The sequence below is a fragment of the Paenibacillus ginsengihumi DSM 21568 genome (assembly GCF_000380965.1).
Classification (GTDB): domain Bacteria; phylum Bacillota; class Bacilli; order Paenibacillales; family NBRC-103111; genus Paenibacillus_G; species Paenibacillus_G ginsengihumi.
Genome location: NZ_KB905586.1, coordinates 18,721 through 32,682, shown reverse-complemented (window position 1 = coordinate 32,682; position 13,962 = coordinate 18,721). Strand labels below are relative to the sequence as shown.

Sequence of the window (13,962 nt, the reverse complement as noted above, 5' to 3'; positions counted from 1 at the left end):
CTGACGTCGAGTTCGAACGCTTACGCGGCACGCGGACGTTAACGCGGCGCTCGGGGGGCCGCCGGCGGAGCACCCCCGCTTGCGGGCTTCTCCCCGCATCACGCCCTCCGGCTGCTCCGCTTCTGTGCTGCTCCGCTGCGCTACAGCAGCCGCACCGTACACTCGTGATCGAACGGCGTTACAAGATTGACGTGCACGTATCGGCAGCCGGCGGGGTGCTGATCGTCCCGCAGGACGGGCAGCCAATGCTCGTAAGCGCCGCCGGCGATTTCCAGCGCCGAATCACCCGCGGTGTACAGCGCTTTGCCGCTGCGGAGCATATGCCTGCCCTCTCCGATCTCCGCTACATCGTCGCCCGTCACCGCCCCTTCGCTGCCGAGAATAAAGGTCAGCTGAGCGCATACATCCTCCCGCTCGTCGGACCGGATGCGGATGCGCCACGCGCTGCCTTCCTCGCGGCGAAGCTCCGCCTCCAGCCGCTGCTCCTGCAGATGCGTGACCGGGCGATGCTGGTGAGGCAGCAAGTACCACGGGCTGAGCGCAGCCCGATTCGCCAGCTCCGGCAGCTCGCTCAACCGCTCGCGGGGAATGGGCCCGTGATATCCTTTGGCCAGGCGGATGGCGAGCCGATACGCTCCCGCATCGGGCCCGCCGGACAGCTCCTCGAACTGCACGATTCCTGGCGAGAACGACGTCGCCAGCTTCACCCCGAGCAGCCTCGCCTGCTTGTGCCGCAGCGAGAAGAAGGAAGGCGTCCGGGCCATGATCGTTACGCTCGTCTCCCCTTCCCGAATCCGCACGACCGGAGCGCCGAAAGCAAGATGCATGCTGCTGTGCTCGATCCGCATATGATGCCCGACGCCCTCGGCGAGATGAAGATGCTCCCGAACCGGATGCCGCCCGTTCAGCGTCACATGGTACCGTTCCGGCAGCGGAGCGCGCTCCAGGCCGCTCAGATCGGCCAATTCCGGGAACGTCATGCATCCCAGGAGCGCGTTGTTGTTGACGCCTCCGGGCTCTGCGATGAACTGGGCCGAGTAGTCCGCCATGGCAGCGAACAGCGGATTGCGGTCCATGGCCGCCATCAGCCGATAGGCCAAAAAGTAGCCGGACAAATCGGCCCTCTGCCCGAAATCTTGGCGCCCCGAATAATCGGTGACGACTTCGCCGGACGGATGCACCAAATAAACCATCATGTTCAGATTGCGCCGGACCGCATCCAGCAGCGCGGGCCTGCCCAGCACCCTGGCGGTATGATACAAGGAGATATCGCTGACCGCGTTATAGATGCCGTTGCTCCGCTCCGTCCACTCTCCGTCCGCGGTAATATCGAGCCCTTCGGCCAGCCACTCCTCGGCGCGCTCCAGCAGCTGCGGGTCTGCGAAGAGTTCGTAGAGCAGCGCCAAAGCGGCCGTGATCACCCAGCGATGGTTGGGAGTATGGCAGCCGCCCGTCATGAGAGCGGGAATCGTCCGCTGCAAAAAAAGCCGCAGCTTCCCGGCAACAGGCCCGGATTCCGGCAGCTGACCGCGCCTGAGCAGCCGATATACCTGCGCCAGCCCGCCGACCACAAAGGCTGTATCCGGCGGGGAATTGAAATTCGTCGAACCGAGCGATACGGTGCCGTCGGCATGCTGCCGGTTCAGGACGAAATCGGCCGCCCGGTCCAGCGCTTGCAGCAGCTGCGCATTCCGGTAAAAGCTGGAGGCCGGATGCAGCAGCGCGCACGCCCAGACGGCCATAACGCTGGGCGTGCCCAAATGATTCGCCCGGGCGATGCCGCTCGCCGGATCGATGATGCCGCCGTCATACTTGGAGCCAGGGTCGTTCAGCTGACGCCCCAGCCCCTCCTTCGTCCATTCGTCGTTGAGCCGAACCAATCTTTCATATGCCGGGTCCATCGGATGCGCTCCTCTCTATGGGCTGCCTCTTCCGCGCCGCCAGCTTGGCCTCAAGCAGCGCATGGCTTTCTTCAATCGCCTGGGGCTCGCAGGCTGCCTTCAGCTCGTATACCTTCACCTTGGCCGCTTCGATCGCCCCGAGGAAGCGGTCGAACAGTTCCATGTCCTTGCTGTGCACATAGGGGCACCAGTGGTCGGACAGCTCCAGCGTTTCATGAATATGCACGCCGACGATATATTGGAGTACCTCCGGCAGCTCCTGCCGGTTATCGTACAGCCCCATGCGCTCCATCATCATCGCGTGGCCGATGTCGTACCATAAGCCGACCGGACTTCCCTGCAGGCCGTCGCAGATCGCCCTCGCTTCCGACAACGTCGGAATCTGGTAGCAGCGCGATCGCGTCTCGATCCCGACAAGCACGTTCCAGCCCTTGGCGGCGGCCCGGTCGCAGGCCTCCTCCAGGCTTTCCCGAATGCGGCGCACATAGGTCGGGCTCAGCCGTTCCCGGCGCTCCAGCATCTCGCTCCACAGCTTGCGGTACTCGGGCGAATCTTTGCCCCGCTCGCGGTAGATTTTCTTTAGCTCCGCATCGATATTGCGCTCGAACGGCACCTCGCCGGGGTGGACGACGACCGCTTGCGCTCCGTAGCGATGGGCGTATTCCATGGAACGGATCAGGAGCTCCACCGCGCGCCTGCGCTTCCCGGCATCGTCGAAGCCGAGCATGACGGAATCCGTATCGTAATCCGGATCGTCCACATAAGGAAAGACGTTGTGCACGCTCGATATCCCGATCGCGCCGCGCTCTATCATCGGCTCGATCGTCTGCAGCAGCCCGTCATGTACGTTATAATTCAGCTCCACATAGCGAAAGCCCAATTCCTTGATTTCCTCCACCATATCGCTGCCGACCGTATGCCGCTTGATGTTCCAGCATGTGGAGAAAGAAAACTCCCCCTTATCCGCTCCCATCATAAATCCTCCTTCGGAATCCTCCTTCTGAATTCTCTGTCTCAAGTCCCCCTTCGAGGGTCGCGCCTTACCCTTTGACCGCGCCCAGCATAATGCCCGATACAAAATACCGCTGCAGCCACGGATAGACGAGCAGTATCGGCACCGTAGCGAACATGACGCTGGCCGCCTTCAGGCTTTCCGGCAAAAACTGCACAAGCTGCGTCCCTTCCAGCTGTATCAGGTCATTCACCATATTGTTCATCACAAGCTGGTACAGCTTGAGCTGGAGCGGATATAGATTCGGATCGGTAATATAGAACAGCGTGTCCATAAACCCGTTCCAGCGGCTGACGGCATAAAACAGGCTCAGCGTGGCGATCACCGGCATCGAGAGCGGGATCACGATCTGCCACAGCACGCGAAAATGGCTCGCTCCGTCGATCTCGGCCGATTCGTGCAGACTGCTCGGAATCGACTGAAAAAAGTTGATCAGAATAATCAGGTTGAACGGGCTGATCATCGCCGGCAAGATCAACGCCCACATCGTATTCATCAAGTGCAGCTCTTTGATCAGGATATATTCCGGAATAATGCCGCCGCTGAAAAACATCGTAATGACGATCAGCAGCATAAAAAACTTTTTGCCCCACAAATAAGACTTCGTCAGCGGATAAGCGGCAATGATCGACATCGTCATGCAAATCAGCGTAAAGCTTATCGTCAGCAGCACCGTAAATCCCATGGACCTGAGCATGGTGATGTCCTGCAGCACCTTTTTATACGCTTCGAAATTGATTTCAACCGGAAAAATCGTCACATCGCCCGACATGATCGCCCGGTTCGAGCTCAGCGATATCGAAAAAATATGAAGAAACGGGGCCAAGCACAACAGCAGGGCAATGAAGATGACCGCGATCACGATCGCATCGGCGATGCGGTTTGCGGCTTTGGCATTCATGCGCGTCAGCTCCTTTCCTGCGGATTTAGATGATGCCTTGGTCGGTCGTTTTCTTGGCGATGTAATTGGCGGACAGAATGAAGATAAGCCCGACGACAGCCTGGAAGAACCCGACCCCGGTCGCCAGCGAATACTGCGCCGATTGCAGGCCCATTTTGTATACGAAGGTGCTCAGCACCTCGGAAAACTCGCTGACGGACACATTGCCCAGCACATAGGGCCGCTCGAAGCCGATCTGCACCAGCTCGCCGAGCTTCAGAATGAGCAGGACGACGATCGTCGATTGAATGCCGGGAAGCGTCACATAGCGGATTTTGGTCCATCGCCCCGCTCCGTCCACCTCCGCCGCCTCGTACAGTTCCTTGTTGATGCCGGTCATGGCGGCAAGGTAAATGATCGTGCCCCAGCCGGCGCTGTGCCATACTCCTGTCGCGATATAGGTGACGACCCAATACATCTTGTCCGACAGCCACGGAATCGGCTCCATGCCGACGTTCATCAAGACCGTATTGACGATCCCTGTTTTCGTCGCAAACACTTGATACACAATGCCCCCGACGATAACCCAGGAAATAAAATGTGGCAGATACAGAATCGTTTGCGACAGTTTTTTGTACCAGGCGTGCCGCAATTCGTTCAGCATCAGCGCCAAAATAATCGGCGCCGGAAACGAAAAGGCGAGATCGAGAAAATTGAGCATGAGGGTATTCCGAAACGCGACGTAGAACTCCCGCATGCCGAAAATTTCCTTGAACGTATCGAAGCCGCTCCAGGGGCTGGCGTTAATGCCTTCGAACATGTTGTAATCCTTGAAGGCGATCGTCACGCCGTACATCGGTCCGTATTTGAACACCAGAAAGTACGCGATCGGCAGCACAAGCAGGACATACAGCTGCCAATGCCGCCGCAGGAAGGTGATCGCCCGTTGGTGCCGGGCCGCTTCCATCCGGCGGTCCGAGTCTGTCGCAGCGGTTGTATTCAATCGCTAGACCTCCTTACGCCTCCCCGCGCCGCGCTTCATGCACGAATCGCACTGCTCTCTAATGCATGAAGCGCGGCGGACGGACCGGCCGTTATTTTTTCATCGCCTGGTAAGCGGCTTTGCGCTCTTCCGCAATCTCTCTGCCGCCGCTGTTCATGAAGTCGCTCAGCATTTGCTCGTACGTCTTGTCGAAATCTTCCGGCTTCGCCAGCACCGATTTCACCAGCAGCTCATGATATTTGTCCAGCAGGCTGCTGCCGTACTTCACCTCGGCTTGAATCGGCTTCGGGAAGCGGACCATCGGAACCGTGTCGGTCATCGAAATTTTTCGCGCCAGCTTGCCATCTTCTATAAATTCCGGGGCCAGGTACACAACGCTCAGCAAGTCGTTTTTCTGCGCGTCTCCGAGGTCCTGCCCGTTGCTGATGATCATGAAGTCGCCGCCGATGAACATTTTATCCTTCGTTTCCTGGTTGTCGAGCAACACCGGGATGCCGTTCTCCATCTTGTGATTCTTGCCTTCATCGCCGTTGAAGATCGTGAAGTAATTATCCTTTTGGGCCATGAAATCCAGGTATTTAACGGCTTCCACCACACGCTTGCTCGACTTCGGCACCATAATGTACATGCCTGCCGGGATATATTGCGGCTTCCAATGCTTGCCGTCCGCTCCGGCGAACGGGTCGACCGGCTTCAGCTTGGCCCCAGGCACGTTCGTCTGAAGCACTCGCGCCACGCCTGGATTGGAAAGCAGCGGGTTGACCGAATCCTCGCTGAACAAGCCGACTTTGCCGTTCATGACATCCTGGTTCATCTTCTTCTTGTCTTTGTCCAGGGCGAAGTCCGGGCTTATCAGCCCTTCGTTGTACAGCTTGTTCAGGAACTGGATCGCTTCCTTATGCCCCGGCGTGAGAATCGGATAATCGCGGGAGCCGAGCTGCATCCGCAGCGTGTAGGTCTCCTCTTCGCTCAAATCGGATTTGATGAACGGCCAGATGATCGGCTCATAGGAGGCCGGCGCCAGAGCGAAGCCGAGCGGGATCAAATCTTTGCCGACGTTGCCGGGATCTTTCTCTTTAAACGCTTTCAAAGTGTTGTACACTTCCTCGGTCGTCTGCGGCACGGGCAAATTCAGCGCGTCGAGCCAGTCCTGACGAATGAAGGACGCATATTTGCCCAAGGATACGCGTCTTGCCGGAATCGCGTACTGCACTCCGTCAAACTTGCCGTATGCGAGCGTCTCTTCGCCGAGAAACGCTTTCAAATTTGGGCCGTGCTCATCGAGCACAGGGCCGAGATCGGCGAGTCCTCCCTGCTGCACATATTTGTATACGAGGTTGCTGTCGTAGGTGAACACGATGTCCGGCGCGTCTCCGCCGCTGGCCATCAGCACGTTCAGCTTCTGCACCTCCTGGGAACGCGGCACCGGAACGTACTCGATCTTAATGTTGTTCGGCGTGCCGAAATTGTCCTGCATCCACTTCGTCCAATAATTGTTCGTGGCCGATTGGCCGGCCGGCGCGCTGCCGCGGTCGAAGATCTCGACCTTGAGCGTAACCGGGCTTTTCTTCTCGCCTGTCGAAGTTCCATCAGCTCCCGTCTGCCCGGCCTGAGGCGTGCCCGAACACGCGGCAAGCACGCTGAATGTCATCATGACGCTGATCACTCCTGCTGCCGCTCTCTTGATCGTATGCTTCTGCAAGCGGATCCCGTCCCTTCTTTTTTTGTTCTTGAAATGTTGGATGATGGCCTGCATCTGAACTGCATCGGCGCCGTCTGCGCTGGTCTTGACCGCGCTTTCCCGCTGGACCGCGCCGGGCCGTATTCCCGTTATACTAGAGAACCGGCTGCCGCGGCAATAAACATGATTCGGCCGCACCAACCGAATGTCAAAGCGGCTGCGAACCTAGGGCACAAACCATTTTCAGCGGACCAATCAAATTCCGCCGCAGACGACAACTCCCGTGGCCAAGCCACGGGAGACAGGTTTTACTTACGGGGCGTTCATCATTTTCCGGTAATCTCCGGGGGTGACGCCGACGATCTTTTTGAAGGTGCGGCCGAACGAGATCGAATGGGTATAGCCTACTTTGACGGCGATGTCCTGGATGGAATCGTCCGTCTGAATCAGCAGCTCCTTGGCGCGTTCCATTCGTACATTGACCATGAAGTCCACGAATTTCATGCCGAAGGCTTCCTTGAACAGCTGGCTCATATATTTGCCGTTCAAATCGAACCGCTCGCTGATGAAGCTGAGCGACAAATCGGGGTTGGCGTAATTCTCCTCAATGTACGCTCTGATCTCGTTCATGATGCGATGATAATGCTTGGACTTGCGCAGCGTCATATATTGCTCGTGCAGCAGCTTGAGCGACCGGGTCAGCGGCAGCAGGATGTCCTCCATCGTCTCGGCCGTCGCGCAAGCCTCCTGGATCGCCGGCTTTGCCGTATGTTCCCACAGCTCTGCGATCTCCTCCGGCATCCCTTCCATGGAGCGCTGGAGAAGTCCGGTCAAATATTGGAGCAGATGCTCCATCTCCTCGCCTGTCAGAAGGTCCTGCGCCAAATATTGAGCAAGCTGGTCCACCTGAAGCTCCCAGGCGTCGTCCGCCAAGCGAAAGCCTGTGCACATCCCGTCCATCAGCTGGTAATATTTGTGCATGTCCTTGCCGCCGGCGGAAGCGCTGCGAATGTCCTCGTACCGGATGACCTGATTGCAGCCCAGTGACATTTTGTACTGCAGCGCCGAATTCGCTTCATCGAAGGATGCGGGAAGATCGGCAAGCTGTCTGACAGCGCGGCCGATGCCGGCCGTGACGGAAAAATGCAGGTTGACCGCGACCCAGGTTCTCAGCTTGTCGACGAGATCCGCCACGTTCGGGGATTTCGTCTGCTCCCCTTGATCGATGATCGCAAGCAAGGCCAAGCGGTCCGCAGTCAGCCATTCCGCCCAGACGGATTGATGGCTGCCCTGAAAAAAATCGTGGACGACATTCGACAGCGCGAATTTGAGCAGGCTCTGATCGCGGGCACTGTATTTTTGCTGGAAGTCGGCGTATTTGTCGATTTCGATAACGAAAGGGACCAGTTCGGTAAACGAAGCCTGAATGCGGAAGCGGCTCGCATTGTCCTCCCATTCTTCCCGCCCGACCGCGCTTCCCCCATCGATCAGCCCGAGGAAAAACTGCTTCCGCCGCACGATCAAATCCTCCTGGTACTGCTTCTCATACTTCTCCGTTTGATCCATCAACGACGCAAGCACCTTCTGAATAAACGAGAATTCGTCCCCGCCCTTGCTCTTGAGCGAATTCCGGTTCTGGTAAGCCTCGATTTGCCGCATGATACCTTCGATCGGCTTGTAATTGCGACGGGTGACGTAAATCGTGTACAGTATGCTGAGGAGCACAGTTCCGAGCGCAATGGCGATCCACAGGTTGGAGATGACCGACATCCAGCCGAACATCTGCCCGTGCCGTATGCCGCTGACAAAATCCCAGCCGATATAATCGGAATGATAGCGGGTAACGACTTTTCCTAATTTTTCGACATCGACCGGCCATGTGCCGTCCGCATTCAGCGATGTGTACACGTAATCTCCCCGGTACATGATGTGCATGAACGTAATGTCCCGGTTAATCATTTCTTCCAGAAACTGCATCAGCCTGTCCAGTTTGACGTTGACGACGATAAGCCCCTGCCCGCCGAACGGCAGCAGCGCCCGCCTCGTTAGCGTGATGACCTTGTCCGCCGGCTGCAGAGCAAGGTCGGTATATTCCCGAACCGACGACCACCCGGATACAGGCGGGCTGTCCAGCGCGGCGCGTATATGCGCCTGATCCGAGAACTCGTCCAAATATTCGGCTACATTGGGCGTGATGATCAGATTGTCTTCCTTGCGGTACAAATAAATCGAATGAATCAGCGCATTATCGCCCACCCACGTCCGCAGTTCGTTGGACAGATTGTAATAGTCCACTCGCACATTGTCCGATCCCTTCATCTGATAAAAATCGGTGAACATCTCATTCGTGCTGATCTGCTCCAGCGCCGCTCGCTCGATAGCCCGCAGCGAATTCTCGATGGAATGAACGACGTAATTCGTAAATACCTGGTTCGCTTTTTCCGTCTCTTTGAAGGAATACTCGGTAATCAGGGATATAGCGATAAAGAGAGTCATGCTGATGGCAAAAAACAGGATCGGGACATACGACAGGAGAAGTCGATTGTACCAGCTTTTGGTCATCTGAACGGATCTCCTTCACCATATTGAAAACGCTTGTTTTGTCGGTGTTTTCAAATTATCCCTTTTCCCGCCGGAAGTCAATATGGTGCTTTAATCCATTCATTCGTCCCTGTGCGCCGCGACATTCGGAAACCGCAAGGATAGCGTCAAGCCTGAACCGAGCTCCGAGCGGGCGTCCAGCTCAATGGCCAAATCAGAAGCCATCCTGCTCACCAGGAAGAGCCCCATACCTGTCGCTTGTCTTGTATAAGCGCCTCTTCCTCCGGTAAAGCCCTTATCGAAAATAAACGGCAAATCTTCCCGGGATACGCCAGGACCGTTATCGCTTATATGCAGAACGGTTCGATCCCCCGCTTCATCATAAACGGTCTCAAAGGTCAAAAGGGGACGGCTCCGATGCTGTGCAGCGTGCTTCGTACTGTTGGCGATGATTTGCGCGAGTATAAACGCCAATCCTTTGCGGTCGGAAATCACTTCCCTCTCCCCGCCTGCGAACTGCACCTCAAAACCGGATTCATCCAGCAGCGTCTGATGCTCTTCAACCGTTTGCCGGCAAAAGGCCAGTAAAGGAATGGGCTCGAAAATATAATCTTTATGAGCAGCCCCCAGCCTGGCAAAATACAATATTCGCTCTACGTCGCCGAGCATTTGGTCGCGAATATGAAGCATCCGTTTTCTGACCAGGGGAGACATCTCGTCGCTGCGGTTATCTAATACCAGCGTCAGCAAGGACAGAGGCTTCTTGATCTCGTGAACCCATCCTTCGATATAGCTTTCATAATCGGCAAGCCCCGTCACCTGCTCGTTCAGCTCCGTCTGATAGGATCTTAGGACGCTCCCCAATCTGCGAATTAACGGCCGGTGGGTCCTGGGAGAGACGCGGCACAGCACTTCTTCGTTCGCCTCATTCGGCTCCAGCAAAAACGCTTCAAAGGCGGCTGCCACGATGTTTTGCTTTCTCAGGCTGACGAATACAGGGAGCGGGATCGCAGCCAGCGTAAATGCCACCATCAGGCCAACCAGCGCCTTAAACGTGTCAGGGTACGCAAGCCAGGCGAAAAAAATAAACAGGAGATCCGTCGCCATTAAAATCAATAGCCATAGCTTATATGCGTGAATGCAATCATAGATGGATTGGATCCGTTTCAATGGCGCCACCTACCCTTTGAGCCGATAACCCAGACCCCTTACGGTTTCGATCTGGTTGTCCAACTGGAATTGCCGCAATGTTTTTCGCAATCGAGTGAGATTGACCTGAAGCGCATTTTCGTCGATAAATTGATCGGTCCCCCATAATTGCTCGCTCAAAGTCTTTTTGGATACAACGTCCGGTCTATTTTGCAGTAGGGCGAGTAAAATTTTCCCTTCATTAGCCGATAATAATAACGATTGAGATCCCTTGTATAAAGTAAAGGTATTGGGGTCCAGCGAAAAGCTGCCCCCGTCGATCAAGCCCGGCTGCGCTTCGAATCTTCTGAGCAGATTCCGCATGCGCGCCAGTAACCGGTCTCGATGGCATGGCTTCGTCAAATAATCGTCCGCTCCCAGATGAAGGCCGTGAAGTTCGTCCTGCAGCTTGTCTCTGGACGTCAGAATCAGGATCGGGCCAATCCCTTTGGATTTTAGGCTTCGGCATATGTCGAACCCCGATTGTTCCGGCAAGTTGATGTCCAATAAGACCAGGTCAGGCGCCAAAGCGGCTATTTGCTGAGCGATATCATGAAACTGCGTAATCGCTGCCGCTTCAAACCCTTCTTTCTGCAGTATATCCGTCAGCTCTTCTCTCATCCACGGATCATCTTCAACGACGACAATCCTTGCCACTTTGACGCCTCCTTCGCTGTGAGATGGAACGGCCCCTTACTCTATATCGGGATCGGGCTTCCAGCGCAATTGCTCGATTTCGCAGTCTGCCGTACGGGCTACCGCCGCTCCATAAATGGCCATGATGCCGACGACCATGCAGGCAAAGGCGCAAGCAACCGGATACAGCAGCGCCTTGTTCTCGATGTGATTCATCACATAGGAAGCCATCGTCTTGATGCCGACAGCTCCGCTTACGCAAGCTAGCGACAGCGGCAGCAGAAAGGTCCACAATACTTGCCGGCGCATCGATTTTTTCATTTGCTCGCGTTTGGCCCCTAGCATCGTGAGCGTCAAATAGCGCTTTCTGGTCTGCTTCATCTGGGTCAAAAATTGCAAAGCCAGCACGGTGCATGCCATTATCAAAAACAAAAAGCCCAAATACAAGACCGTATAGCTTCCGGCAACGACATAGAAGAGCTTGCGCCCGAAGTTTTGCAAATAGCTTTCAAACCGGAAGCCCGCGGATTGCAGGATGTCTCTGGCCTCCATCATCGGTTGCATTAACCCTTGCTGCTCCTGCAGCTTCTGCGGGATGCGGAAATTCCAATAGGACATGTAAGTTTCCTTATTGACGAATTGCTCGAACATCGAATCCGGGACGATAAAGGCCGAATAAATTTCTACCGAACGGTCGGCTACCAGCCCTCTCCTCGGAACCGAAGGACGCAGGTCGATGGCCTGACCATGAATGCTTATCAAACGCTGCCCCTCATTCGCGGCCTGTTCAAGGATACGATCCAGCACGGGCATCCGGTCCAGATTGTCCATAGGCACAAAATCCGGATTAAAGTATAACGCCATTTCATCCGCATGCAAGCTCAGCGGCGGTCGTCCGATCGCTTCCAAAAGTCCGTTATAGGACGACTCGGGGATCAAATAAGGCGTTCTCGCATCCAGCTCCAGGATGCCCAGCAGATTAAGCGCTTCGGGGTTTTCCAGGCTGATCGTGTACCCTTGCATTTCCCCGGATAACCATTGCTCCCGATCCTTGTCCGGCAGAGCCATGATTAGCTGCTCTCTCAGTTTGGACCAATCCACGAATGACACCAGCGCGCCCTCTTCCTGGCTCGCGGCTTTCATCCTCCCTACTTCCAGAAGGTTCAAATCCTCCACATAGGGCGCCATCGCTGCGGATGTCAGAAACTTCTCCGCTTCGGGATGAGCTCCGTTAACTGTAAAATCATATAACGAAGCGTCTCGATTATACAAGTGGCTTCCCGCGCTTAATAACGTTGAAGCCCCATTCGCTATGAGCATCATCGACAGCGCGATGAGAATCGAGGTTACGGCAACCGAGGCCGAGCGGTTCGCTATGTTCTCCTGGAACTGCCTTAACGTGAACGTGCGCAGCCCTTTCGTCGCATTCCGCTCCGAGAGGCCAGCCAGTAAACCGAGCAATTTGGCAGCTCCCCTCATCATAAGGAGCGTTCCCATGCTTCCCAGCGCCACTGCCGCAAACACAAGCAGCCCGGCAAAATCGGCAAGATGCCGCAGCGCAATCCAATAGGCGCCCCCCAGCAAGAGGCAGCCTGCCGCAATATGGAGCACATTCCCCTTCACATGCCCCACATCGGTTTTCTTATCCATTTGCTCATTTAGCAATTGATATACCTCTTGCTGAAACAGCTTTCCGCCCAGCATGGCCAGCGCCAAAAACTGGATGAACAAAAACCCGATGACGGTAAAAAACATCGCGCTGGCCGACAAGCTGAACCGATGACCGATAATGCCTTGTCCGACCCATTTGGAAACCGCCAGGCTGATGATTTCCGCCAAAAATCCGCCGATGAGCAGGCCGCCGGCGAGTGCCAGCACAGAAGTGACGAGCCCCTCTGCCAACAGTTGCACAACGAGGCGTTCCTTGCGCATGCCGAGCATGAGATACAGCCCGAACTCTTTGCTCCTTCGGTTTAATTGGTAGCGATTGGCGAATAAAATTAAGAAAAACAATAAAAATAGCGCGAAAGCATAGACAACACGCATTTCCGTCAGGAGATTATCGATTGCATGACTTTCAAACTCTCTTAAAAAGAATATAACATCTTGTTTCCCCAGCGAAAGAATGATATAAAACGAGGCGACGGCTGTGATCAGCGTGGCAAAGTAGATGAGATTCTCGTTACGGCTGCGCCTCGCATTGCGCAAAACCAACCTAGAGAACATTGGCGCTTCCCCCCCCAAGCTGAGCCAGCACCTGCAATATTCGATCGTAAAATAGCTCGCGGGACTCCTCTTGTCTGCGGCGCAGTTCATGAAAGATGACGCCATCTTGAATAAACAAAATTCTGGAGCAAAAGCTTGCCGCATTCGGGTCGTGGCTCACCATTAAAATCGTTCTGCCGCTGCTTCGGTTAATCCCGTCCAGCTTATTCATCAACGTTCTTGCCGAGCGCGTATCCAATGCTCCCGTCGGCTCATCGGCAAGAACGATATCCGGATCGGAAATCAGGCAGCGCGCGGCGGCTACCCGCTGCTTTTGTCCCCCGGACATCTGGGACGGAAATTTGTCAAGAATATCGGCAATTTCCAAAAAATCGGCCAGCTCCTGTAATTTCGCCCGCGCTTTCGCCAGCTCCATCCCGTGAATCGATACCGGCAGCAGTATATTTTCCCGGCCCGTCAAATTATCCAGCAGTTCAAAGTCCTGAAACAAATAGCCGATGCGCCGGCCGCGATATTCCGCCAAATCCTTGCTGTCGAAAGCGCTGATGTTTTTCCCGTTCAGCAGCACACGTCCGGATGTAGGCTTCATGATGGTTGCTATGCAGTTTAACAATGTCGTTTTACCGGAGCCGCTCGGCCCCATAATTCCCAGAAATTCCCCCGGAAGAATGTCAAAACTGACTCCGTTCAAAGCTTTGGTTAGATTGCTTTTCTTCCCGTAGCTTTTGTGCACATTTTGCACCTCTAGCAATTTCCCTTGCCTGATCATAGGATAACTCCCCCTCTCTCTGCTGCCGCTATCCGCCAACGATCGTCAGTCGAGCGAGCTATCCCCATTATAACCAGCGCAAAACACGAAAAATACTTACAAATGACGTAAGGAACACCGCGGCC

General features: G+C 55.4%; 10 protein-coding genes. All 10 read right to left on the bottom strand.

Features of this window, described 5'->3' with window-relative positions; genetic code table 11:
* Positions 1-140 precede the first annotated feature (140 nt).
* The 10 genes from F591_RS0117890 to F591_RS0117845 all read right to left on the bottom strand — a co-directional run bounded on the left by F591_RS0117890 (position 141) and on the right by F591_RS0117845 (position 13,837).
* Positions 141-1,901 carry a hypothetical protein gene (locus tag F591_RS0117890; RefSeq protein ID WP_019535991.1) on the bottom strand — a complete coding sequence of 587 codons (1,761 nt, stop codon included), beginning with the start codon at positions 1,899-1,901 and terminating at the stop codon, positions 141-143.
* Positions 1,885-2,874: a sugar phosphate isomerase/epimerase family protein gene (locus F591_RS0117885; RefSeq protein ID WP_019535990.1), complete on the bottom strand. Its 990-nt coding sequence runs from the start codon at positions 2,872-2,874 to the stop codon at positions 1,885-1,887. The genes F591_RS0117890 and F591_RS0117885 overlap by 17 nt, the downstream gene beginning before the upstream one ends.
* Before the next feature lie 67 nt (positions 2,875-2,941).
* Positions 2,942-3,814 (bottom strand): carbohydrate ABC transporter permease, encoded by an 873-nt coding sequence (locus F591_RS0117880; protein WP_019535989.1) that lies wholly within the window; start codon positions 3,812-3,814, stop codon positions 2,942-2,944.
* 25 nt (positions 3,815-3,839) lie between these two features.
* A complete protein-coding gene (locus F591_RS0117875; protein ID WP_026326706.1) occupies positions 3,840-4,760 on the bottom strand; it encodes an ABC transporter permease in 921 nt (306 codons plus the stop codon).
* A 127-nt stretch (positions 4,761-4,887) separates the two neighbouring features.
* A complete protein-coding gene (locus F591_RS0117870) occupies positions 4,888-6,552 on the bottom strand; it encodes an extracellular solute-binding protein (RefSeq protein ID WP_019535987.1) in 1,665 nt (554 codons plus the stop codon).
* A 237-nt stretch (positions 6,553-6,789) separates the two neighbouring features.
* Positions 6,790-9,039, bottom strand: a complete 2,250-nt coding sequence (locus F591_RS28390; protein WP_019535986.1) for a helix-turn-helix domain-containing protein — start codon at positions 9,037-9,039, stop codon at positions 6,790-6,792.
* Between the two features lie 99 nt (positions 9,040-9,138).
* Complete coding sequence (locus tag F591_RS0117860; protein ID WP_019535985.1) at positions 9,139-10,188, bottom strand: sensor histidine kinase; 1,050 nt, start codon at positions 10,186-10,188, stop codon at positions 9,139-9,141.
* A 9-nt stretch (positions 10,189-10,197) separates the two neighbouring features.
* Positions 10,198-10,863, bottom strand: a complete 666-nt coding sequence (locus tag F591_RS0117855) for a response regulator transcription factor (RefSeq protein WP_019535984.1) — start codon at positions 10,861-10,863, stop codon at positions 10,198-10,200.
* A 36-nt stretch (positions 10,864-10,899) separates the two neighbouring features.
* Complete coding sequence (locus F591_RS0117850; RefSeq protein ID WP_026326704.1) at positions 10,900-13,068, bottom strand: FtsX-like permease family protein; 2,169 nt, start codon at positions 13,066-13,068, stop codon at positions 10,900-10,902.
* Positions 13,058-13,837: an ABC transporter ATP-binding protein gene (locus F591_RS0117845; RefSeq protein ID WP_019535982.1), complete on the bottom strand. Its 780-nt coding sequence runs from the start codon at positions 13,835-13,837 to the stop codon at positions 13,058-13,060. The genes F591_RS0117850 and F591_RS0117845 overlap by 11 nt, the downstream gene beginning before the upstream one ends.
* Between the last annotated feature and the right edge of the window lie 125 nt (positions 13,838-13,962).